The sequence below is a fragment of the Sphingobium baderi genome (assembly GCF_001456115.1).
Classification (GTDB): domain Bacteria; phylum Pseudomonadota; class Alphaproteobacteria; order Sphingomonadales; family Sphingomonadaceae; genus Sphingobium; species Sphingobium baderi_A.
In genome coordinates, this window is sequence record NZ_CP013264.1 from 2914480 (window position 1) to 2936658 (window position 22179).

General features: G+C 62.7%; 21 protein-coding genes and 1 tRNA gene. 11 read left to right on the forward strand and 11 right to left on the reverse strand.

Annotated features, from left to right (window positions below; translation table 11 throughout):
- Window positions 1–107: 107 nt before the first annotated feature.
- The 3 genes from ATN00_RS14255 to ATN00_RS14265 form a co-directional block, all read right to left on the reverse strand.
- On the reverse strand, window positions 108–2999 hold the full coding sequence (locus ATN00_RS14255) for a M16 family metallopeptidase (RefSeq protein WP_062065867.1): 2892 nt from the start codon (window positions 2997–2999) through the stop codon (window positions 108–110).
- Window positions 3000–3216: 217 nt separating this feature from the next.
- On the reverse strand, window positions 3217–4596 hold the full coding sequence (locus ATN00_RS14260) for a DEAD/DEAH box helicase (RefSeq protein WP_062068831.1): 1380 nt from the start codon (window positions 4594–4596) through the stop codon (window positions 3217–3219).
- A gap of 273 nt (window positions 4597–4869) precedes the next feature.
- Entirely contained in the window at window positions 4870–5340 is a 471-nt protein-coding gene (locus ATN00_RS14265) for a pyridoxamine 5'-phosphate oxidase family protein (RefSeq protein ID WP_062065869.1), read from the reverse strand.
- Window positions 5341–5440: 100 nt separating this feature from the next.
- On the opposite strand from ATN00_RS14265, the gene ATN00_RS14270 reads away from it, so the two are divergent.
- The 10 genes from ATN00_RS14270 to ATN00_RS14315 all read left to right on the forward strand — a co-directional run bounded on the left by ATN00_RS14270 (window position 5441) and on the right by ATN00_RS14315 (window position 13039).
- Complete coding sequence (locus tag ATN00_RS14270) at window positions 5441–6016, forward strand: NifU family protein (protein WP_062065872.1); 576 nt, start codon at window positions 5441–5443, stop codon at window positions 6014–6016.
- A 101-nt stretch (window positions 6017–6117) separates the two neighbouring features.
- A complete protein-coding gene (gene tsaB / locus ATN00_RS14275; protein WP_062068837.1) occupies window positions 6118–6744 on the forward strand; it encodes a tRNA (adenosine(37)-N6)-threonylcarbamoyltransferase complex dimerization subunit type 1 TsaB in 627 nt (208 codons plus the stop codon).
- Window positions 6741–7220 carry a GNAT family N-acetyltransferase gene (locus tag ATN00_RS14280; RefSeq protein WP_062065875.1) on the forward strand — a complete coding sequence of 160 codons (480 nt, stop codon included), beginning with the start codon at window positions 6741–6743 and terminating at the stop codon, window positions 7218–7220. Before tsaB ends, ATN00_RS14280 begins: the two co-directional genes overlap by 4 nt.
- Before the next feature lie 111 nt (window positions 7221–7331).
- Window positions 7332–7754, forward strand: coding sequence for a Ros/MucR family transcriptional regulator (locus tag ATN00_RS14285; protein WP_062065878.1), 423 nt, complete (start codon window positions 7332–7334; stop codon window positions 7752–7754).
- Between the two features lie 164 nt (window positions 7755–7918).
- Entirely contained in the window at window positions 7919–8341 is a 423-nt protein-coding gene (locus ATN00_RS14290; protein ID WP_062065879.1) for a Fur family transcriptional regulator, read from the forward strand.
- Between the two features lie 4 nt (window positions 8342–8345).
- A complete protein-coding gene (locus tag ATN00_RS14295) occupies window positions 8346–9104 on the forward strand; it encodes a lysophospholipid acyltransferase family protein (protein ID WP_062065882.1) in 759 nt (252 codons plus the stop codon).
- Between the two features lie 9 nt (window positions 9105–9113).
- Window positions 9114–10475 carry a tRNA (N6-isopentenyl adenosine(37)-C2)-methylthiotransferase MiaB gene (gene miaB, locus ATN00_RS14300; RefSeq protein WP_062065885.1) on the forward strand — a complete coding sequence of 454 codons (1362 nt, stop codon included), beginning with the start codon at window positions 9114–9116 and terminating at the stop codon, window positions 10473–10475.
- 102 nt (window positions 10476–10577) lie between these two features.
- Window positions 10578–11576 (forward strand): PhoH family protein, encoded by a 999-nt coding sequence (locus tag ATN00_RS14305; RefSeq protein ID WP_062065887.1) that lies wholly within the window; start codon window positions 10578–10580, stop codon window positions 11574–11576.
- On the forward strand, window positions 11569–12081 hold the full coding sequence (gene ybeY, locus ATN00_RS14310) for an rRNA maturation RNase YbeY (protein ID WP_062065889.1): 513 nt from the start codon (window positions 11569–11571) through the stop codon (window positions 12079–12081). Before ATN00_RS14305 ends, ybeY begins: the two co-directional genes overlap by 8 nt.
- A 7-nt stretch (window positions 12082–12088) precedes the next feature.
- On the forward strand, window positions 12089–13039 hold the full coding sequence (locus tag ATN00_RS14315) for a hemolysin family protein (protein WP_062065891.1): 951 nt from the start codon (window positions 12089–12091) through the stop codon (window positions 13037–13039).
- A 4-nt stretch (window positions 13040–13043) separates the two neighbouring features.
- Here ATN00_RS14315 and ATN00_RS14320 read toward each other — a convergent pair whose 3' ends face one another.
- Genes ATN00_RS14320 through ATN00_RS14335 form a run of 4 tightly spaced genes read right to left on the reverse strand, consistent with a single transcriptional unit; the run spans window position 13044 to window position 16831 of the window.
- Complete coding sequence (locus ATN00_RS14320; protein ID WP_062065892.1) at window positions 13044–13697, reverse strand: phosphatase PAP2 family protein; 654 nt, start codon at window positions 13695–13697, stop codon at window positions 13044–13046.
- A complete protein-coding gene (lpdA, locus tag ATN00_RS14325; protein ID WP_062065894.1) occupies window positions 13675–15090 on the reverse strand; it encodes a dihydrolipoyl dehydrogenase in 1416 nt (471 codons plus the stop codon). Before lpdA ends, ATN00_RS14320 begins: the two co-directional genes overlap by 23 nt.
- Window positions 15091–15122: 32 nt before the next feature.
- On the reverse strand, window positions 15123–15524 hold the full coding sequence (locus ATN00_RS14330) for an acyl-CoA thioesterase (protein WP_062065896.1): 402 nt from the start codon (window positions 15522–15524) through the stop codon (window positions 15123–15125).
- Window positions 15524–16831 carry a pyruvate dehydrogenase complex dihydrolipoamide acetyltransferase gene (locus tag ATN00_RS14335; protein ID WP_062065899.1) on the reverse strand — a complete coding sequence of 436 codons (1308 nt, stop codon included), beginning with the start codon at window positions 16829–16831 and terminating at the stop codon, window positions 15524–15526. The genes ATN00_RS14330 and ATN00_RS14335 overlap by 1 nt, the downstream gene beginning before the upstream one ends.
- A 189-nt stretch (window positions 16832–17020) precedes the next feature.
- On the opposite strand from ATN00_RS14335, the gene ATN00_RS14340 reads away from it, so the two are divergent.
- Window positions 17021–17476 (forward strand): universal stress protein, encoded by a 456-nt coding sequence (locus ATN00_RS14340; RefSeq protein ID WP_062068839.1) that lies wholly within the window; start codon window positions 17021–17023, stop codon window positions 17474–17476.
- Window positions 17477–17479: 3 nt separating this feature from the next.
- Here ATN00_RS14340 and rnr read toward each other — a convergent pair whose 3' ends face one another.
- The 4 genes from rnr to ATN00_RS14360 form a co-directional block, all read right to left on the reverse strand.
- Window positions 17480–19807, reverse strand: coding sequence for a ribonuclease R (gene rnr / locus ATN00_RS14345; protein ID WP_062065902.1), 2328 nt, complete (start codon window positions 19805–19807; stop codon window positions 17480–17482).
- A 79-nt stretch (window positions 19808–19886) separates the two neighbouring features.
- Window positions 19887–19961 (reverse strand) — tRNA-Thr (locus tag ATN00_RS14350).
- 26 nt (window positions 19962–19987) lie between these two features.
- A complete protein-coding gene (locus ATN00_RS14355; protein WP_062065905.1) occupies window positions 19988–20845 on the reverse strand; it encodes a hypothetical protein in 858 nt (285 codons plus the stop codon).
- On the reverse strand, window positions 20842–22152 hold the full coding sequence (locus ATN00_RS14360; protein WP_062065908.1) for a replication-associated recombination protein A: 1311 nt from the start codon (window positions 22150–22152) through the stop codon (window positions 20842–20844). Before ATN00_RS14360 ends, ATN00_RS14355 begins: the two co-directional genes overlap by 4 nt.
- Window positions 22153–22179: the final 27 nt, after the last annotated feature.

A 22179-nucleotide genomic window follows, 5' to 3' on the forward strand; every position in this document is an offset into this window, starting at 1 on the left:
CACCCCTTTTTGCTGCGTCGCAACAATGCGCCCCTGTTGTTCCCTCCCTATCGGCCGGCCCTTGCCGATAGGGATGTCTTTTTCGCCTCGCGACTCACTTTGGCTAACTATTGGGCAGCGACACCTTCCGGCAATACCACCGCGGACCAGCTCTTCGCGGGCACAAGATATTTTGCGGCCAGCTTTTGAATGTCGCCCGGCGTGACGGTCAGCATATCCTGCGCCATGGTCCGCATCGCCTCGACATAGCGGGGATCATGGGTCGCGCCTTCCATCTGGTTCATCCAAAAGGCATTCCCCGTCCCCGCCCGCATCAATAACTGCTGCATAGGGGCCACCGCACGCTGCAATTCGTCCTGCGTCACCGCCGTCTTGGCAAGATCGGTGGCTGTTTCCTTCACGACATCGTAGAAATAATTGACCCGATCGGGCCGCACCTGGCTCGACACCAGGATGTAACCGCCGCTTTCATAGGAAAATGGCCAGTTGTTCTGAACGGTGGGCGAATAGGCCGAACCCTCCGTGGAACGCAGTTTGTCGAACAGCCGGTCATTGAAGATCTGGGTCAATATCTCAAGCTGTCGCGCCTCTTTGGTAAGGGCAAAGCCGCCAGAGGTCGGCCACGCCATGACAGCGGCGGCTTGTTCCTTATCCCCTTCGTGACGCAGAATGATCGGCTTTTCTACATGGGCGGGAAAGCGCATGACACGGTTCGCGGCGGGAACGGGCTTATCGGGGCGGGCGGGCAGAGCGCCGAATGTCGCGCCAATCGCCTTGATCGCGTCCTCGGCATTCACCTGCCCGAACAATTGCACTTCAATCGGACCGGAGGCCAGGATCGGCTCCCACGTCGCACGGAAGTTTTGGGGAGAGAGCTTTTCGATCTCCTCGCGTGATGGCGTGCGGAAACGCACATCCTTGTCATGCAGCAGCCAGTTGAGATCGCGGCCCAGCACTGAGTCAGGGGATCGCGACATCGCATCATAGGCGACCATCGCGCCGGTCTTGACGCGCGCTATGGGGGCTGGATCCCAACCGGGCGCCCCCAATTTCGTCGCGAACAGGCGCAGTTGGTCTTTATAGTCGGCGGGTCGGGTCACCGCCTGAAATTCAAAAGCATCATCGTCGATGGAGAACTGCATCCCCATCCGGCGACCATTGGTCAGGTCGTCCAGTTCACGCTGACCCAGCTTGCCGATCCCGCTCGCCACCAGAGCATAGTCGGCGGCCCAGCTCGGCACCGGCTTCGTCGGAGAGAAGGCCTGCTGGCCATGACCGAAGCGGACGTTGATCCGCACTTTTTCGGTTTCCGCGTCATTGGCGAACAGCGTCAGCTTGACCCCATTGGAGTAAGTGATGCTCTCCATTCCCTTAAGGCCGATGGGTGTGCGTGACACGACTGTGCCCGGAGGCCCCAGTGGCGGCAGGTCGTCCATCGTCACGAGCTTGTCGGCCAACCGCGCATTGGCCGCCGCCTGAACCGGCGCCGCCACTGCGGAGGCCAGTTCCGCATCCAACCCCGGCTGCGCCTTCCCCGTCACCAGCAGAGCACGAAACACGCCTGCTGAAAACAGCCTGCGGGTGGAATCGAGAATCTTCTCCGGCGTCATGGCAGGCTTGCCGGAACGGAATATGTCCAGCGCAGCCTGCGGACTGACCGTCGTTTCGCGGATGTCGACCGCACTCACCAAATCGCTCGCCTGTTTCGCACCCGCTTCGGTATCGGCGTTCTCGACCTGAATCGCTAACGCTGTGTCCATCTGGGCATATTCGCGGTCGATTTCCTGCTGGCTGGGCGGCGTTGCCTTCGCATCTTCTATGATGGCACGGACATCCTGCAATGCCTTCTGCCAATTTTCGCCGGAAGGCAGGATGGTGACGAAGGTGCCATCGGCGGAACGGCTGACATCCTGTTGATCCGCGCTAGCCTGAAGAAAGCTGCCACCGCTCCGCGCTGCTGCTTCAAGGCGGCGGCTGACGATCTGAAGCGCCAGCATGTCGGTCAGCTTGTCCTGGTTGTAGAGGATCGTGTCAGCGCGCGGCTTCCATGGCCGCAACCATGCCATGGTGACGCCCATCGGAATGCCCGGCTCCACGGCGACGGCGGTGGCTGGCGCCTTGGGATCAGGCGCGCCGAAATCAGGGATCGGAGCGCCCTTCCCCGCCATGGCCCAGGTGCCAAAATTATCCTTGATAAGCTGTTCGGCAAGCGCGGGATCAATGTCTCCTGCAATGGCTATCACGGCGTTTTCCGGGCGATACCAACGCTGGTGGAAAGCTTCCATCTTCGCGGCGGTCACGGCATTGAGCGTCGCCACTGTTCCGATGGGGCTATGTTCGGCAAGCGGCTGGCCGGCAAAGAAATGCTTTCGGCTGGCATCGGAAATCCGCATCTGCGGGCCGTCGCTTTCGCGGCGTTCGGCAAGGACGACTGCGCGTTCCGCATTGACGGCGCTGTCCACTATATTGGGATCGATCATCATGCCTGCGAGGATCTTGAGGCTTTCGCTAAGACTCGCCTGTGTCGCCTGTGGCAGGTCGAGCGCATAGGTGGTGCCGGTAGGCGTCGTCTGAGCATTGCTGTCGCTGCCGAAGGTGACGCCAAGACGCTGCCAGATGCGCTTGGATTCGCCGTCCGGCACATGGCGCGATCCCCGGAAGGTCAGATGCTCCATGAAATGCGCGTAACCAAGCTCGTCGGCATGTTCCATCAGCGACCCGGCGTCCATCCGCAGGCGAACGGAGACCTGCCCCGGCGGGACGCCATTGCGGCGGATGGCGTAGCGCAGACCGTTGGAAAGCGTGCCGAAGCGCCATGCCGTGTCGATCGGCACATCGCTGTTTTCATAGAGCCAGGGGCGGGTTTCGGTCGTTGTGGAACCTGCCGTGGCGGGCGCGGAGGGCGTTTCCGTTCGAGCCGCCAATGGCGCGGGCGCGCCGGCGAGCAGAAGAGCGAGGACGGATAGCGAAGCGGCTGAACGCCGAAAGGAAAAAGTCATAGGCCCGGGAGCCTAACGACATTTTCCTGAATGACCACTGACAAAGCGCCGCGACGAACGGGAAGCGCGGCGCCTGGCCTCGCATATCCCTTTCAGGATGCGCCTTTTCCTTGCGGGGTGCTGATCCTGCATAACGGTGAACAGGAACGAACAGACCGCAGAGCGGCTATTAATTGTGCTCCCACTTCCGCAGGAGCACCCGGACAGGGCGCAGCCCTTAACGCTGCCCCGTCCGCTGCACCGCGCCCTTATGCGCGCCCACGCCGCTGCGGCGGCGACGGAAAGGCTTTTTCTTCGCGGGCGCCGCATCGCCATCGGGACGATGGGCGCGGTCGGGCGTGCCGCGCTGTTGCTTCTGCTGATCCTGATAGCGGCGCTGGCCATCGGCGCGCTTCGCCTGCTGTTCGGAAGTCTGCGGCTTGCCCTTGCGCGGGGGCGCGGGCTTGGGGAGGTTGCGAACCGCTTCCATGAAATTTTCAGGCAACGGCACGATCTCCAGCTTGACTTTGGCGGTCCGCTCGATGGCCTTGAGATATGGCCGCTCATCATCCGCCACGAAGCTGATCGCGATGCCTTCCGCGCCCGCGCGGGCCGTCCGGCCGATGCGGTGGACATATTGCTCCGGCACGTTGGGCAGCTCGAAATTGATGACATGGCTCACGCCCGACACATCGATGCCACGCGCGGCGATGTCGGTCGCGACAAGCAGTTTCACATGACCGTGGCGGAAAGCCTGAAGCGCGGTCGTGCGCTGAGCCTGGCTCTTATTGCCGTGGATGGCGACCGCCTGGATGCCCGCCCCTTCCAGGAAACGCACGACGCGATCCGCGCCATGCTTGGTGCGGGTGAAGATGAGGGCGCGGTCGATCGGCTCGTTCTTGACCGTCAGGGTCAATAATGCCTGTTTTTCCGCCTGATTGACGAAGCTTGCCCGCTGGAGGACGCGTTCGGCCGTCGTGGATTGTGGCGCGACGCTGACCTTCACCGGATCGTTCAGGAACTGCGCGGCGAGCGCCTCGATCTCCTTGGGCATGGTCGCGGAGAAGAACAGGTTCTGCCGTTCCTTCGGCAGCAGCTTGGCGATACGCCGCAGCGGGTGGATGAAACCCATGTCCATCATCTGGTCGGCTTCATCGAGGACGAAGATTTCTGTATCTTTGATGGTGAAGGCCCGCTGGTCGAGCAGGTCGAGCAGGCGGCCCGGCGTCGCAACGACGATGTCCACGCCACGGCTCAGCGCCTTGATTTGCCGATTGATGGGCACGCCGCCGAAGACGACTTCGACCGAAAGTTTCAGAAAACGGCCATAGTCGCGGAAACTCTGCGCGATCTGCGCGGCAAGTTCGCGGGTGGGCGAAAGCACCAGCATCCTGCAGCCATTGAGCGGCGTCTGCTTCGGATTGCGGGCGAAATGGTCCAGGCTGGGCAGCGCAAAGGCCGCCGTCTTGCCGGTGCCGGTTTGGGCAATGCCGCACAGGTCGCGGCCTTCCAGCAGGACCGGGATCGCCTTTTGCTGGATCGGCGTGGGGGTCGCGTAATTTTTGGCGGCCAGCGCCTTTAGAATCGGTTCGGCAAGGCCAAGTTCGGTGAATTGCATCAAGATGACTTCCATTACAAAGCCCGCGCCTTCGCAATATGCGGGCACGGGGCGGGTGGCGAAACGACCCGCGTGAAAAGGGAAGCCTCAAAACGAAAATATAAGGACTGCTCTGGCGCTGTCCCTGCGCCGCATTCATTCATGCGCGGGGACGTTCACGCCGCCAGAGGCGGGAGCCATCGGCTCCTCGGTCGAGCGCATATGATGTAAATATAAGGAAAAAGCAAGCAGCCACCGCAATCGGGGCGGTGGTCACTCAATGGATTGGACGATTCAGAGCGAAACCTCTGCGTGTTTTTCTTGCATCCCTCTGCGCGCATCGCCGCCGAACAACTTGCGGAAAAGACCGCCGGCGCCGCTGTCCGCCCGCCAGATTTCCGCCGTGCCCAGATCGAAACGCAACATCAGCAGATCGGGATCGTCCCGTCCGCCCGAATACCATGCGGCGACATCGTTCGACCAATAACGGTCGATGATGGCAGGATCGCTTTCCGGCGTCAGGATTCCATCAATGCAGGCGAAAAGATCATGGTCCTTCGCCGCGAACTGGGCCATGGCCCGTCCGCCCGACGCCAGCCGGTTTCCCTTGCTGGAATAGAACCAGAAACAGTGATGGGCGTTGGCGTCCAGTTGCGCCGTCATCGGCATGGCGTGATCCTGCGTTCCTTGCAGAGTCACCATCAGAAAAGGACTGTGGGACAACTCTTTCCAGAAACGTTCCCGAATTTCGGCCTCGGTGCTCATGCGCCTTCTCCTCTCCATGGGGTCTTGTCGTCAATGTCCGCGATGGGGGGAAGTTCCACCGGCGCTTGATCTTCGGCCCTTCCGACGCCACATAGCACGCATGTTGATCGAGACTGAAAACACGCCCAATCCGGCAACCGTGAAATTCCTGCCCGGCCGCGCCGTCATGGGCACCGGCACGCGCGACTTCGCCAGCCCGGAGGAAGCCGAGGCATCTCCGCTAGCCGACGCCCTGTTCGGGCTGGGCGACGTGACCGGCGTCTTTTTCGGAAGCGACTTCATTTCCGTCACCATCGCGCCGGGCGCGGAATGGAACGACGTTAAGCCTGAAATACTGTCCATCCTGCTCGATCATTTTTCAGCGAACATGCCGCTGTTCGCACCCGGCAGCGCGGCAGGCATCGCCGTTCCTGCCGAAGAGGATGATTTTTCCGACGATCCCGAAGATGCCGAGATCGTCGCGCAGATCCGCGAGTTGATCGACACGCGCGTCCGCCCGGCGGTTGCCAATGACGGCGGCGACATCGTCTATCGCGGCTTTGACAAGGGCACGGTCTATCTGCGGATGCATGGTGCCTGTTCGGGCTGCCCCTCCTCCACCGCGACGCTGAAGAACGGCATCGAGCAGCTTTTGAAGCATTATGTGCCCGAAGTGACTGAAGTCCGCGCCATCTGAGGCATTGCGCCGACGCTATTATCACGGCATTTGGCAAATCGATATGGATCGATTAACCGCAGGTGATGCCGACGGTCGGCGGCGGCTCCAGGGAGTTTTGTTTGCGACTGCTTGTCATTGACACCGCGACACAGGCGCTGTCCGTCGCGCTGCTGGATGACGGGGTTGCCGTGGGACGCTTCCATGAGATTGTCGGGCGCGGCCATGCCGAAGCGTTGCTCCCCGTTATCGCCGCCCTGCCCGATGGCGGGCGCGCCGATGCGATCGCGGTGGATGTGGGACCGGGCAGCTTCACCGGCGTCCGCATCGGGATTGCGGCGGCCAAGGCGCTGTCGCTTGCCTGGCGGATTCCGATTCATGGCTATAGCGCGCTGGCGCTGACCGCGGCAAAGGCCGCGCAAACGCATGAGGGAGGACTGCTGACGGTCACCCTCACCGGCGGTCACGGCGAACTATTCTGGCAATGCTTCGCCGCGGATGGACTGACACCCCTTACGCAGCCTGCTTCCACTCCGATTACCGCGCTGGCGGAACAGACCGGCGATTCCATCTTTTACGGGCCAGGCGCGGATGCGCTGGTCACGGCGAAGGGCATCGGAACCGCCGTCACCCTATATCCCGATGCTGCCGATTATCCTCTGATCGCGCAGCTTCCACCTTTGCCGCCCACGCCGGTATATGGTCGCGAGGCGGACGCGCGCCCGATGGCGCAGGGGACGGCGTCATGATGCCCGACATCGTCTTCGACACCTATGATGAAGGCGAGCGCAACGCGCTGGCTGACGCCATGGAGATCATGGTCCGCGCTTTCGACCCGGTCTATGGCGAAGCCTGGACGCTGCCGCAGATCTCCGGCGTCATGCTCATGCCGGGAACCTGGCTTACCATCGCCCGGCTGGACGCCATACCGCTGGGGTTCGCGCTGGTCCGGTCCGTGCTCGACGAATGCGAGTTGTTGCTGCTGGCCGTCGATCCCGTGTGGAGAGGCCGGGGCATTGGCGATGCCCTGCTCGCCAGCAGCCTGTCCACGGCGCGCCGTAGGGGAATCGCTTCCATGAATCTGGAAGTGCGCGCCAGCAACAGCGCAATCAAACTTTACGAAAAGTTCGGATTCGAATATGTACATCGCCGCCCTGGTTATTATCGCGGCAATGATGGCCAACTTCATGACGCGTTGAGTCTACGGCTGGACATGATGATTTGACCTGCCCCCTTGCCAGATTAGGCAGGAAAGTATAGCGGACGGTCGCCGCTCATCCATCAGCTTCCGGCAGGGCGGGTCGCATCTAGTTCAAGCCTTTTCAGGAAAAAGAAAATGGAAAACGAATCCGCCCAGAAAGAACTGCTGATTACTTTGACGTCGGATATTGTCGCCGCGCATGTTTCCAATAACAGCGTTGCCGTTTCGGACGTCGCGGTGCTTATTCAGAATGTCCACGCGGCCCTGACCAATTTGTCGACCCCCGTCCCCGCTCCGGAAGTAAAGCCCGAGCCTGCGGTTTCGGTGCGCTCTTCCATCAAGCCGGATTATATCATCTGCCTGGAGGACGGGAAAAAGCTCAAGATGCTCAAGCGCCACCTGATGACTCATTATCAGATGACGCCGGACGATTATCGCGCCAAATGGGGCCTGCCTGCCGATTATCCGATGGTCGCGCCCAACTATGCCGAACAGCGCCGCACATTGGCGAAAAAGATTGGTCTTGGCACGAAACGCCGCCGCCCCCGCGGTAAATAACGGACGACCTGACGCCGCAATTGAAAAGCGATGTCGAAAGAAATGAGCGTTTCCATCCCATATGGAACCGCTTCGGGGGAGAGGCATGGCCGCTCCCCCTTTTACCTAACGGCAAAAGGCGTTAGGCTTGAATCTATCCTATCCCATTCAGCCGGCGAACAAAGATGAACCGCAAGATCGACGTAGAAGCCCTATGCCATGAAAAGGGCCTTCGCATCACTGAACAACGCCGGGTAATCGCTCAGGTCCTGAGCGAAGCGGAGGACCATCCCGATGTCGAGGAATTGCATCGGCGCTCCGCCGCAGTCGACCCCGGCATTTCCATCGCCACGGTTTACCGCACCGTCCGTCTGTTCGAGGAGGCCGGCATCCTCGACCGGCATGATTTCGGCGACGGTCGCGCCCGCTATGAAGCGGCGCCCGAATCCCACCACGACCATCTGATCGACGTGGAAACCGGTAATGTGATCGAATTCGTCGATCCTGAACTGGAACAGCTTCAAAAGCAGATTGCCGAAAAGCTGGGTTTCCGCCTGGTCGATCACCGCATGGAACTCTATGGGGTGGTGATCGACCGCAAGAGCTGATCGCTTGGCCCGGATACGCCGTTTCTTGCGCCTGGGCGCGTTGACGGCCAGCCTCTTTCTTTGCCTTGCGCCCCATTTATTGTGGCGGCTTTTCCGGCGGCCGTCGCCCTGGCCTCGCCGCTTCCTTACCCTGGCCGCCCGATCCGTCGGCGCGCGGGTGCAGGTGGCGGGAAAGCCGGTTTCCAGCGACCTGTTCCTGATCGCCAATCATGTGAGCTGGGTCGACATATTGGCGCTGGGCGGCGCGACCGGCACCGCCTTCGTCTCGCATGACGGCGTTGCCCGTTGGCCTGTGATCGGCTGGCTGGCCGCCCAGAATAATACGCTGTTCGTCTCGCGCGAAAAGCGTGGTGGGCTGGCGGGACAGATCGAAGCGTTGCGGGCGGCGATGATCGGGCATCAACCCGTGGCGATTTTCCCCGAGGGGACGACAGGTGACGGCCGCTCCCTTCTGCCCTTCAAGCCCACTCTGCTGGCAGTCCTGTTGCCGCCGCCCCGCGAAGTGATGATCCAGCCTGTGCATATCGACTATGGCCGCGCCGCGCCCGACATTGCGTGGCATGGCAATGAATCGGCGGGAAGCAACGTGAAACGGTTGCTGGAACGCCCGGGAAGCCTGGACGTAACGCTGCGTTTCCTTGAACCTTTCGATCCCACCGGATGCGGCGACCGCAAGGTCATCGCCGCCATGGCGCGCGAACATATTGTCGCGAGCATCGCGATGCACCTGCCGCCTTCCGCTGATGGCCATGGCACTGTATAGCTGGATCGCATGAATCGTAACGACACGCCCCCAAAGCCAGACAAAGCCCCGGCCACCTTCCACGTCAAATCCTTCGGCTGCCAGATGAACGTCTATGATGGCGAGCGCATGGCCGAGATGCTGGGCGAGCGCGGCATGACCCCCGCAGCCGAGGGCACGGAGGCGGACCTCGTTATCCTTAACACCTGCCACATTCGCGAAAAGGCGGTGGACAAGGTCTATTCCGATATCGGCCGCCTGCGCCGGGAGGACGGCACGCGACCGATGATCGCGGTCGCGGGCTGCGTCGCGCAGGCCGAGGGCAGCGAGATCAGCCGCCGCGCGAAGAGCGTCGACATCGTCGTCGGCCCGCAAGCCTATCACCGCCTGCCGGACCTGATCGACAAGGCGGGTCGCGGCGAGGAAGCGGTGGACACCGACATGCCGCTCGCATCCAAATTCGGCGCCCTGCCCGCTCGGACCAAGCAGGCGCGGCCCACCGCTTTCCTTACCATTATGGAAGGGTGCGACAAATTCTGCACATACTGCGTGGTGCCCTATACGCGCGGCGCGGAGATCAGCCGGTCATGGGACGCAATCCTCGAAGAGGCACAGGCGCTGGTCGACGGCGGCGCGCGCGAAATCACGCTGCTGGGCCAGAACGTCAATGCCTGGACGGGCGAGGACAGCAAAGGCCGGATGCAGGGGATGGACGGCCTTGTCCGCGAACTGGCGAAGATCAACGACCTTAAACGCATCCGCTACACCACCAGCCATCCCAACGACATGAGCGACGGCCTGATCGCCGCCCATGGCGAGGTGGAAAAGCTGATGCCCTTTCTCCATCTGCCGGTGCAGTCGGGCAATGACCGCATCCTGAAAGCCATGAACCGCAGCCACAGCGCGGACAGTTATTTGCGGATCATCGAGCGGGTGCGGGAAGCGCGGCCCGACATCGCCCTGTCGGGCGACTTCATCGTCGGCTTCCCCGGCGAGACGGACGCGGAGTTCGAAGATACTCTGAAGATCGTCGAGCAAGTGCGCTATGCACAATGCTATTCCTTCAAATACAGCTCCCGCCCCGGCACGCCCGCCGCCGACATGGACGGCCAGATTCCGGCCGAGGTGATGGACGAGCGGCTGGCGCGGCTTCAGGCGCTCATCAACCAGCATCAAGTGGCGTTCAACACCGCCACCATAGGCCGCCGCACGGACATATTGCTGGAGCGCAAAGGCCGTTATCCCGGCCAGCTCATCGGTAAGACGCCGTGGCTTCAGTCGGTCCATGTCACCGCGCCGGACCTTGCCATCGGCGACATGGTGGAAGTCGATATCGTCAGCGCCGGTCCCAACAGTCTGGCCGGTGAACCCAGCAGGAGGAAAGCCGCTTGAACCAAAGCCTCGTCAATCCCGCACCGGCGGGAAACCATCTCCCCCGACCATGGCGATGCGCCCTGACACAGAGATGGAAGATGAGCGAGGGAGGCTGCTGACATGAGTAAGAAACCGCATCAACGGGCCGAAGCGGGCGAACGCGCGCGGCTCGAAGTCACCTTTGAGCGCCCGCACCTTCTGGGCGCACTGTTCGGGCAATATGACCAGAACCTCGTGGCCATTGAAAACCGGCTGGGCGTCTATATCGCCGCGCGCGGCAACAAGCTCCAGATCGAGGGCGACGCCGAAGCCGCCGCCCGCGCCCGCGACGTGCTGACCGGCCTCTACAACCGCATCGCCGCGGGGCAGGAGATCGACGGCGGCGCGGTGGAGGCCGTCATCGCCATGTCCGCCGAACCGACGCTGGACGGCATCATCCGCCATGACGTCGCCGAACCGCCCAAGGTGATGATCCGCACCCGCAAGAAGACCATCGTGCCGCGCTCCGCCACGCAGGTCACTTATATGGAGGCGCTGACGCGCAACGACATCATCTTCGCGCTGGGTCCGGCAGGCACGGGCAAGACCTACCTCGCCGTCGCGCAGGCGGTGAGCCAGCTTATCTCCGGCTCGGTCGACCGCCTCATCCTCTCCCGCCCCGCCGTGGAAGCGGGCGAGCGGCTGGGCTTCCTGCCCGGCGACATGAAGGAGAAGGTCGATCCCTATCTGCGCCCGATCTACGACGCGCTTTACGACACGCTGCCCGCCGAACAGGTGGAACGGCGCATCGCATCGGGTGAGATAGAGATCGCGCCGCTCGCCTTCATGCGCGGGCGGACGCTCTCCAACGCCTTCATCGTGCTCGACGAAGCGCAGAATACCACCGTCGCGCAGATGAAGATGTTCCTCACCCGCTTCGGCGAGAACAGCCGCATGGTGATCTGCGGCGACCCGCGTCAGGTCGACCTGCCTCAGCCAGGCATTTCCGGCTTGGCCGACGCCGTGTCACGATTGCAGGGCGTGGAGGGAATCGCGGTCGTGCCCTTCAATGTCGGCGATGTCGTACGTCACCCGGTCGTCGGGCGCATTGTCCAGGCTTATGAGGGGCCCGATGCTTGATATTGCCATAGTGCTGGAAGATGGCTGGCCGGGCATCGATTGGGAGGAACTGGCCGAACGCGCCGTGACCTCGGCCATCGTGCACAGCCCTTATGCCGAATTTGTGCAAAGCCCCGTTACATATGAGATCGCGGTCAAGCTGACCTCTGACGAGGAGGTGCATCAACTGAACCGCAACTATCGGGACAAGGACAAGCCGACCAACGTGCTGTCTTTCCCCATGGTGCAACGCGACCTGTTGGAGGGCACCGCGAATACCGACGATGGCGAGGTGCTGCTGGGCGATATCGTGTTGGCCGAAGGCGTCTGCGCCCATGAAGCGCAGGGCAAGGGCATCTCCATCGCCGATCATGCCGCGCATTTGATCGTGCATGGGACTTTTCATTTGCTGGGATATGACCATATGGTCGATGCCGAAGCCGAGGCGATGGAAGCGCTGGAAATCCGTGCGCTCGCCAGCCTTGGCCTGCCTGATCCCTATGGGGATCGCGAAACAGGGGTTTAGGAAGATTATGGCTGAGGGCAGCCCGAAGGACGGCAATGGCAACGGCTCCAAGGAACCGGACAGTAGTAGCCATGAGGGCGGTTTATGGAGCGGCCTGAAGGCGCTGCTCTTCGGGGAGGATGAGGGGCACAGCCTCCGGCGCGAGTTGGAGGAGGCGCTCGACGAATATGACGAGGATGAGGAGCACGGCGCGCCCTCCCCCTCCAAAGGCGACCTGTCGGCAATCGAACGCCAGATGGTCCGCAACCTTCTCCATTTCTCCGAACATACGGTCGATGACGTCGCCGTCCCGCGCGCGGACATCATCGCCATTGAGGAAAAGGCGAGCTTTGCGGAACTGTCGGCGCTGTTTGCGGAAGCCGGGCACAGCCGCATCCCGGTCTATCGGGAAACGCTCGACACCATCGTCGGCATGATCCACATCCGCGACGCCTTCGCCATAATGGCGGGCAAGTCACCGATGCCCGATACGCTGGAACCTCTGATCCGGCAGCCACTCTATGTGCCTGAAAGCATGGGGGCGCTGGATCTGCTCGCCGAAATGCGGGCGAAGCGGACCCATCTTGCCATCGTGCTGGACGAATATTCGGGGACCGAGGGACTACTGACCTTCGAAGATCTGGTCGAAGAAATCGTCGGCGAGGTCGAGGATGAGCATGACGAGGAGCCCGAAGCGATGCTGGTGCCGCTGGAAGGTGGCCTGTGGGAAGCGGACGCTCGCGCCGAGTTGGAGGATGTGGCCGAGGAAATCGACGATAAACTGGGCGACGTCGAGGAAGATGTCGACACGCTGGGCGGCCTTGCCTTCGTGCTGGCGGGCCATGTGCCGGAACCGGGCGAAATCGTGGAGCATCAGCAAAGCGGCTGGAAGCTGGAGGTGCTGGCCAGCGACGGACGCCGGGTGACGCGTCTGCGGCTGCACCCGCCGGTCGAGAAAGTGGAAGAGGAAGAAGCTTAGGCGACTATCGGCCTCGACCCGCGCGCTGCTGCGAGGCGCGCGGCATCCAGCAGGCGCACAGGGCTAGCCAGCCGATACCCTCGATCCATCCGGCCAGCACATCGCTCGGCCAATGCACGCCCAGCCACACACGGCTGACGCCGATCAGCGCAATGACCACTCCGGCGGCGGCATAAGCGGGCCAGCGCCCTGCCAGCATCGCAAGCGCGCCGAAGAACATCATATTCCCCGCCGCATGGCCGCTGGGAAAGCTATAGCTGTGCACAATATCCAGATGTGGCAGCAGATCGGGACGTGGCGCTGAAAATATCTGTTTGAGCAACAGGTTAAGCAGCGTTCCTCCCGCCATCGTGGCCGCGAGCCACACCGCCGCGCGCCGTCGCCCGGACCAGAGCAGCAGGGCAAGCGCGCCCCCCAGGAGTAGCAACCGTCCGCCTGTGCCTCCCACCGTCGAAGCGAATTGCATGATAGTGGTGAAATGTTGCCCGCCTCCGCTGTCACGCAAACGGCCGGCTTCCATCATCAGCCCCTCATTCAGCCCGTCGAGCACACCTTGCCGATGGACCAACGCGACGATGACGATACAAAGAAGCGCGAAGGCCAAAGCCCCCGCGCCTCTTTTCCATGATCGCCCGTCAGATATGGAGCGCGCGTCCATAGGCCGCCAGCACGCTTTCATGCATGGCTTCGGAAATGGTCGGGTGCGGGAACACCGTTTCCATCAGTTCCGCTTCGGTCGTCTCCATCGTCTTACCAATGGTATAGCCCTGAATCATCTCGGTCACTTCCGCGCCGATCATGTGCGCGCCCAGCAGTTCGCCGGTCCTGGCATCAAACACGGTTTTCACGAACCCTTCCGCTTCGCCCAGCGCAATCGCCTTGCCATTACCGATGAAGGGGAAGTTTCCGACCTTGACTTCATAGCCCGCTTCCTTCGCCTTGGCTTCGGTAAGCCCGACGGAGGCGATCTGCGGATGACAATAGGTGCAGCCGGGAATGTTGCGGACATCCATGGCATGCGGATGCACATCCTTGTTACCCAGCGCCTGCGCGATCGCTTCGGCAACGATCACGCCTTCATGGCTTGCCTTATGCGCCAGCCATGGCGGCGCGGTGACATCGCCAATGGCCCAGATGCCGTCGACATTGGTGCGGCCAAAATCGTCGGTCTTGATGTGGGAACGCTGATCCGGCTCCACGCCGACATCTTCCAGACCCAGATCCTCGACATTGGGGACGATGCCGATGGCGACGATCACATGGCTGTATTCGCCAGCGACTTCCTTGCCCGCCTTGTCCTTGATCGTCGCTGTCACGCTCTTATCGCCGGTCGCGATCTTCTCGATCTTCGCGCCGGTCAGGATCTTCATGCCCTGCTTGGTCAGCGCCTTTTTGAGGAAGGCGGACACGTCCGCGTCCTCCACCGGCACGATCCGGTCCATCATCTCGACCACGGTCACGTCCGCGCCCATGTCATTGTAGAAGCTCGCAAACTCGATGCCGATCGCGCCCGAACCGATGACCAGCAGCTTGCCCGGCATTTCCGGGGGCGTCATGGCATGGCGATAGGTCCACACCCGCTTGCCGTCCGCCTTAAGCTGCGGCAAGTCGCGCGCGCGCGCGCCGGTGGCGACGATGATGTGCTTCGCGTTAAGCTCCTCGGTCTTGCCATCCTTCGTAACGGACAGCTTTCCTTTGCCGGTCAGCTTGCCGTCGCCCATGTGCACGGCGATCTTGTTCTTCTTCATCAGGTGCGTGACGCCCTGATTGAGCTGCTTGGCAACGCCACGCGAACGCTTGACCACCGCTTCGATATCGGCGCTGATCTTCTCGGCCGCCAACCCGTAATCCTTGGCATGTTGCATATAATGGAAGATTTCGGCGGAACGCAGCAGCGCCTTGGTCGGGATGCAGCCCCAGTTAAGGCAGATGCCGCCCAGATTTTCGCGCTCGACGATCGCCGTCTTCAGGCCCAATTGGGCACAGCGGATCGCGGCGACATAGCCGCCGGGGCCGGAACCCAGAACGATGACATCGTAATTCTCAGCCATGTGTCACACTCGTTTCTTGAAGGATAGAATCATCATGCAATCGCTAGCGGCGCCACCGTGCGCGGCTGACGATCCTCGCCAATCGCGACGAAGGTGAAGGTGGCCTGGGTCACCCGATAGGAACGGTCGTCATGCCGCGTGCGTCGCCATGCCTCGACCGCGATGTGCATCGACGTTCGACCAACGCTCACAAGCTTGGCATAGACCGACACCTCGTCACCGACGACCACGGGCCGCAGGAAAGTCATGCCCTCCACGGCGATGGTCACGGCGCGCCCCTTCGAATGGCGGGCGGCGACCGATCCCGCCGCGGAGTCCATCAGGCTCATCAGCCAGCCACCGAAAATATCTCCATAGGGATTGGTGTCGGCGGGCATGGCGATAACGCGGACGGCGGGACTGCCGGCAGGCGGCTGTTCCTCGGCCTGCACCATCAGGCAAGCATTCCCAGCGGATTTTCAACCAGTTGCTTGAACACCTGCATCAGCCGCGCGCCATCCGCCCCGTCAATGGCCCGATGATCGAAGCTGCCGGTCGCGGACATGACGGTCGCAATCTGAAGGCTGTCGTCGATGACATAGGGCCGCTTTTCGCCTGCGCCGATGGCCATGATCATGCCCTGGGGCGGATTGATGACAGCTTCGAACTGCTTGATGCCGAACATGCCCATATTGGATAGGGATGCGGTGCCGCCCTGATATTCCTCCGGCTTGAGCTTCCCTTCCTTGGCGCGCCCGGCCAGATCCTTCATCGCGGTGGAGATGGCGGCGACGCCCCGGCTGTCCGCTTCGGTGATGATCGGCGTGATGAGGCCGCCCGGGATCGACACGGCAACGGAAATATCGGCGCGCTGGAACTTCAACATCTGGTCGCCCGCAAACTGGACATTGCATTCGGGCACCTGGATCAGCGCGACGCCCAGCGCCTTGATGAGCAGGTCGTTGACCGAAAGCTTCACGCCTCGCCCCGACAGTCCATCATTCAGGTCTGCCCGCAGCTTAAGCAGCCTGTCGAGCTGAATGTCGACGGTCAGGTAGATGTGGGGCACCTGCTGTTTGGATTCGGTGAGGCGGCGCGCGATCGTCTTTCGCATGCTCGACAGCTTGACGACCTCATGCGGGATACCGAAATCCTGTACGGGAGCAGACGCGCCCACCGGCGACGGCGCAGCGGCGGGAACTGCACCAGCGGCAGGCACAACCGCGCCGGGCTTCACGCCTTCCAGATCGGCCTTCACGATGCGGCCGTTGGGGCCGGAACCCGAGACACTGGCCAGATCGAGACCCTTTTCCTGCGCCAGACGACGGGCAAGCGGGCTGGCCTTGATCCGGTCGCCATCCTGTTTCGCCAGAGCGGGACCGGCCTTCGGCGCGACGGCTTCCGTCGGCGCGGCATCCGCTTTTGCGGTCTCTGCCTTGGGTGCCGGCGCGGCTTCGGCGCTAGCCGCTGGAGCCGCCTCCGCCTTGCCGCCGCCCTTCGCGGCTTCCGCCACATCTTCGCCCTCTTCGGCCAAAATGGCGATGACGGTGCCGACCTTCACGCCTTCGCTGCCTTCCGCGACAGTGATCTTTGCGATGATGCCCTCATCGACGGCCTCGAACTCCATCGTGGCCTTGTCCGTCTCGATCTCCGCCAGAAGGTCGCCCGACGAAACGGAGTCCCCCTCCTTTACCAGCCACTTGGCCAGCGTTCCTTCCTCCATGGTCGGTGACAGGGCAGGCATCTGGATCGTCTTGCTCATCGGTGGGCCTTTTCTTATCGCATATCCGTTGGCAGAAAGCCTTTTCAGGCCCGTTTCGGCGCTTTGAGGGAAGCGGTCAAGGGCGCGCCTTGCGCTGGGCCCGATTATGCATCACATTTCACCCAGTTGGTTCATGGAACCGACAAAGACGGATATTTGGGCCGTCGGACATATGCGGGGGCATGCGAAGTGCGGACATATCTGGTTGTCGTGGACGAATCGCCCGAAGCGGAAACCGCGCTGCGTTTCGCTGCCCGGCGCGCGGCCAAGACCAATGGCGCGGTGCGTATCCTGGCGCTCATTCCGCCCGCCGAATTCGTGCAATGGAGCGGCGTGCAGGCGACGATGGAGGATGAGGCGCATCAACGCGCCGAAGCGCTGGTGATGAGCGCGGCGGGCACGCTGACCAACGAATCCGGCATCCGCCCCAGCATCACCGTCAAGCAGGGCGATCCGGTGGCGGTGGTTCGCAACACATTGGACGAAATGGATGATGTCGCCGCTCTCGTGCTGGGCGCGGCGGCCAGCGGCCCGCCCGGAAAGCTCGTTTCCCATTTCGCGGGCGCGGATGCGGGCAAATTGCCCTGCCCCATCATGATCATCCCCGGCGGTTTGGATGCCGAGGCGATCGACCGCCTGAGTTGATCCTCACCGTTTCCTGTGCTTGCCCCGCGTGCTGCCGATATGACGGATATTGGCGGGACGGCCACGCTTGATCCCCGGCCGCGCGCGATCTTTCCTGAAGCTCGGCCGCTGCGGCAGCGCATCGGGCAGTTCGAAGCGTAGCGCGCCGTTGATCGGGTCCGCCTCCGCCAGCCGCAGTTGCAGCCGCTGGCCCACCGTGTAGCGATCGCCACTCTCCACGCCCTGCAAGGCGCGGGCGGCTTCATCATAATAGAAGCGTTCGTCGCCCAGCGTCGATACCGGCACCAGCCCGTCGCCGCCCAGCCCTTCGACCGTGGCGAAGAAGCCGAAATTCTGAACGCCGGTGATCCGCGCTTCGACCAGTTCGCCGACATGCGCCGCCAGGAAGGCCGCGACATAGCGGTCGACGGTTTCCCGCTCCGCCTCCATCGCGCGGCGTTCATGCTGGCTGATCATCTCGCCCACGCGGCCCATATTCTCATAATCATCGCCGCTGAGCGCGGTCCGGTCGGGCAGTGCCCCACCCTTGGGCGCGGGCAGTTCCAGCCCATAGGCTCCCACCAATGCCCGATGCACCAGCAGGTCGGCATAGCGCCGGATGGGCGAGGTGAAATGCGCGTAGCTGCCCAGCGCCAGCCCGAAATGCCCCATATTCTGCGGGCTGTAATAGGCCTGTGTCTGGCTGCGGAGGATCTGTTCCATGATCTGCGGTTTTTCCTCCGCCTCGCCGACGCGTTCGATCAGGCGATTGAAGGTCGACGGCTTGATGACCTGCCCCAGTGCGAAGTCGATGTCGAAGGTCGCGAGATAATCCTTGAGCGCCACCAGCTTGTCGCGGCTGGGCGGTTCATGGTCGCGATACATGACCGGCGCCTTCTTCGCCTCCAGCGCTTTGGCGGCGGCAACATTGGCGGCGATCATATAATCCTCGATCAGCATATGCGCGTCGAGCCTTTCGCGCACGGCAACGCTCACGATTTTGCCCCATTCGTCCAGCACCACGCGCCGTTCGGGCAGGTCCAGCGCCAGCGGATCGCGCTTCTCCCGCGCTCTGCGAAGCAGCGCCCAGCAGGCCCACAATGGCCTCAACGCCGGTTCCAGCAGCGCATGATCCTTCGCGCCGTCAATGGCCGCCTGCGCGTCCTCATAAGCCAGCACTGCCGCCACCCGGATCACAGAACGGGAAAAGCGCCATGACGTCACCTTGCCCGCCGCGTTGACGATGAGATGACAGGCCATGGCCGCCCGGTCCTCACCGGCGCGAAGGGAACACATGTCGGATGAAAGCTGGTGTGGCAGCATCGGCACGACCAGGTCAGGAAAATAGACGCTGTTCCCACGCTTGCGCGCCTCCCGGTCCAGCGCGCTGCCGGGACGGACATAATAGCTGACGTCCGCGATGGCGACGATGGCGCGATAGCCTCCGGGATTGGCGGGATCGTCGTCCGGCGCGGCCCAGACGGCGTCGTCATGATCGCGCGCATCCACCGGGTCGATGGCGACGATGGGCAAATGCCGCAAATCCTCGCGCTTATCCTCATGCAAAGGCAATCCGGATGCCGTGACGGCCTCCTCCTCCACCTGCTCGGAAAAGACATGGGGAATGCCGTGCTTGTGAATCGCGATCAGGCTGAAGCTGCGCGGCGCGAAGGGATCGCCTAGAATATCCGTGACACGCGCGGTGATGCGGGGCGGGCGCCCGACCGGCTCGGCCAGCACCAGATCGCCGGGCTTGGCCGTGCCCGCGTCGGAAATGGGCGTATCCCGGCGGATGCGCTTGTCGACGGGGCGCAGCCACAGCTTGCCGACGCCATTTTGTTCTTTCGGCCCTTCCTCCACCACGCCCAGCAATTCCTCGCTGGCCTTGGCGAGCTTCTTCATCGGGTGGGCGACCCAGCCGCGCCCGGCTTCCTCCGTCCGCGCCAATATCCGATCGCCGATGGTCAAAGCGCCGCGCTTGCCCCGCTCGACCACGCGCAGGCGGGGCGCGGGCTGGCCTTCCGCTTCCCAGCGTTCGGGCGTGGCGATCAGCGTGGTGTCGTCCACATCGACGATCCGCAACACCGTCACCTTGGGCACGCCGCCCATCTTGTGAAAGGCGCGCGCGGGACCGATGTCGATCAGCCCTTCGTCCGCCATGTCCTTCAGCAGTGCCTTGAGCGCGATCTTCTCCTGCCCCTTGAGGCCGAACGCTTTGGCAATTTCACGCTTGCCCGCGGGCTGGTCGGAGGATGTGATGAACTCCATCACCTGATCGCGGGTTGGAAAACCGGCAGGCCGCACCTTGGCGCGAGGTGTGGTCGATTTCTTCTGCTTTTCGGTAGATGCCATGGCCCTGCTATAGGGAGCGCCCGGCCCCCGCGCCAGTGCGACGGGGAATAAAGACGGACAGCGCCAGGCTATTTGAAGATGGTGCCGGATGAGGGGATCGAACCCCCGACCTTCGGTTTACAAAACCGCTGCACTACCGCTGTGCTAATCCGGCCTCGCTGTCCGGGGACGCCCATACTATCAGATGACGCCGAACGTCCAGCCCTCAGTCGCGGCGATTTGCATATCGAGCGTCAGCGGCGTCCACAGCTCCGTTCTGCCCGCCGCGCCGCGCATCCATGCAGCCGTGAGCAGCGCGTCCGTGGAATGATCGTCAGGCACCGCTTTGCCATAGGGCGCGCAGTCCAGCATCGACAACGCATCGTTCAGCGCCGCGAGGCCGCGCATCTTCGTCCGCCCCTTGGGCCGTCCAGCGGCGCGGGCGGCGATGCTGGTATAGATTTCCACCACCAGCGAGCCCTGCGTCGGCAGGGAATCGAAAGGCCACACGGGCACATGGGGGCGGACCCGATGCAGCAATCGCATCCCCGCGAAGCTGGCCTTCGCCACCTGCGCCGCGCCGATGGCGTCGTAAACGGTGGAGGGTTTTCCCCCGCCCCCCGCATTATAATGCGCTTCGCAGACGCGGTTGTGCATGAAGTCGGCCTTCACCCCATCCGCCTTGCCGAAATAGAAATGGCGGCGATGCGCGCTTTCCAGCAGGCTGGCCGCGCCCAGGTCAGCGTCATCACAGATGCGCTCGACATAGGCCCAGAAATCCGGCCCCGTTTCCGGCACCGCATCGCCCGGCAGATAGCCGCCCCGTGCCATGAAGGGCGGCGCAAAGCTGAAATCGAAGCCGAAAAGCGTCAGCTTTTCCTTGGCGGCACAGATCAGCCAATCGGCCACCTCCGTGCGCGACCAGATGCCATCCGGCGCCATCACGAGAGCGGGAGCATCATCGCCCACCTCGCAGGCCGCGACCGCAATCCCCTTATGCCGCGCGCCCTTCGCCCCGGACCAGTCGATCGCAACGAACCGCTCGAAACGGGGCGTCACGCCTCTCCCCGCTCCTGCCGCAGCTTGTCCCAATAGGCGATGCGCTCCGCCACCCGCGCCTCGAAACCGCGATCCGTCGGTGCGTAGAAGGTCTGCGGTTCCATTTCTTCGGGCCAATAGTTCGCGCCTGAAAAGCCCTCCTGCGCCTCATGATCATATTCATATCCCTTGCCATAGCCGATCTGCTTCATCAGCTTGGTCGGCGCGTTCAGGATATTTTGCGGCGGCATCAGCGATCCGGTGTCCCGCGCCGATTTCCACGCGGACTTCATCGCCATATAGGCCGCATTGGATTTGGGCGCGGTGGAGCAATAAAGACAAGCCTGCACGATGGCCAGTTCGCCTTCGGGGCTGCCCAGAAACTCATAGGCATCTTTGGCCGCAAGGCACTGCACCAGCGCCTGCGGATCGGCCAGGCCGATGTCCTCGCTCGCAAAGCGCACCAGCCGCCGCAGCACATAGAGCGGCTCCTCCCCCGCCATCAGCATCCGGGCGAGATAGTAAAGCGCGGCCTGCGGATCGGATCCGCGCAAGGATTTATGCAGCGCGGAGATGAGGTTGTAATGCCCCTCCCGATCCTTGTCATAGACGGCGACGCGCCGGTGGAGCAGCGCCGATAATCCCGCCGGATCGAGCGCATCTGGCAAATCTATGGAATAAAGCGTCTCCACCTGATTGAGCAGGAAGCGCCCATCTCCGTCCGCGCTCGCGATCAACGCCTCCCGCGCAGCGGCGTCCAGCGGCAAAGGGCGCTCCATCAACGCTTCGGCCCGGTCCAGCAGCAGCTCCAGCGCCGCCGTGTCCAGCCGCCGCAGGATCAGCACCTGTGCGCGGGACAGAAGCGCGGCGTTCAGTTCAAAGCTCGGATTTTCGGTTGTCGCGCCGACCAGCGTGACGGTGCCGTCCTCGACAAAGGGAAGAAAGCTGTCCTGTTGCGCCCGGTTGAAGCGGTGGATTTCATCCACGAAGAGCAGCGTGCGCTGTCCCATTCGCGCATGTTCCTTGGCGGCGGCAAAAACCTTCTTGAGATCGGCCACGCCGGAAAAGACAGCCGAAATCGGCTCGAACCGCATACCGACCGCATCGGCCAGCAGCCGCGAAATGGTGGTCTTGCCCGTTCCCGGCGGCCCCCAAAAGATGATGGAGGATAACCGCCCCGCCGCGACCATCCGCCCGATCGCTCCGTCCGGGCCGGTCAGATGGTCCTGACCCACTACATCGGTCAGGGAGCGCGGACGCAGCCGGTCGGCCAGCGGGCCGCCCACCATCTCCACGGAAACATCATCCTGTGCGAAAAGATCTGCCATCGCTCCCGATATAGGGAGGCTTTGCCG

Coding starts and splice junctions, on each gene's coding strand:
- ATN00_RS14255 (WP_062065867.1), bottom strand. CDS start 2,999: ATGACTTTTTCCTTTCGGCGTTCAGCCGCTTCGCTATCCGTCCTCGCT.
- ATN00_RS14260 (WP_062068831.1), bottom strand. CDS start 4,596: ATGCAATTCACCGAACTTGGCCTTGCCGAACCGATTCTAAAGGCGCTG.
- ATN00_RS14265 (WP_062065869.1), bottom strand. CDS start 5,340: ATGAGCACCGAGGCCGAAATTCGGGAACGTTTCTGGAAAGAGTTGTCC.
- ATN00_RS14270 (WP_062065872.1), top strand. CDS start 5,441: ATGTTGATCGAGACTGAAAACACGCCCAATCCGGCAACCGTGAAATTC.
- ATN00_RS14280 (WP_062065875.1), top strand. CDS start 6,741: ATGATGCCCGACATCGTCTTCGACACCTATGATGAAGGCGAGCGCAAC.
- ATN00_RS14285 (WP_062065878.1), top strand. CDS start 7,332: ATGGAAAACGAATCCGCCCAGAAAGAACTGCTGATTACTTTGACGTCG.
- ATN00_RS14290 (WP_062065879.1), top strand. CDS start 7,919: ATGAACCGCAAGATCGACGTAGAAGCCCTATGCCATGAAAAGGGCCTT.
- miaB (WP_062065885.1), top strand. CDS start 9,114: ATGAATCGTAACGACACGCCCCCAAAGCCAGACAAAGCCCCGGCCACC.
- ATN00_RS14305 (WP_062065887.1), top strand. CDS start 10,578: ATGAGTAAGAAACCGCATCAACGGGCCGAAGCGGGCGAACGCGCGCGG.
- ybeY (WP_062065889.1), top strand. CDS start 11,569: ATGCTTGATATTGCCATAGTGCTGGAAGATGGCTGGCCGGGCATCGAT.
- ATN00_RS14315 (WP_062065891.1), top strand. CDS start 12,089: ATGGCTGAGGGCAGCCCGAAGGACGGCAATGGCAACGGCTCCAAGGAA.
- ATN00_RS14320 (WP_062065892.1), bottom strand. CDS start 13,697: ATGGACGCGCGCTCCATATCTGACGGGCGATCATGGAAAAGAGGCGCG.
- lpdA (WP_062065894.1), bottom strand. CDS start 15,090: ATGGCTGAGAATTACGATGTCATCGTTCTGGGTTCCGGCCCCGGCGGC.
- ATN00_RS14330 (WP_062065896.1), bottom strand. CDS start 15,524: ATGGTGCAGGCCGAGGAACAGCCGCCTGCCGGCAGTCCCGCCGTCCGC.
- ATN00_RS14335 (WP_062065899.1), bottom strand. CDS start 16,831: ATGAGCAAGACGATCCAGATGCCTGCCCTGTCACCGACCATGGAGGAA.
- rnr (WP_062065902.1), bottom strand. CDS start 19,807: ATGGCATCTACCGAAAAGCAGAAGAAATCGACCACACCTCGCGCCAAG.
- ATN00_RS14360 (WP_062065908.1), bottom strand. CDS start 22,152: ATGGCAGATCTTTTCGCACAGGATGATGTTTCCGTGGAGATGGTGGGC.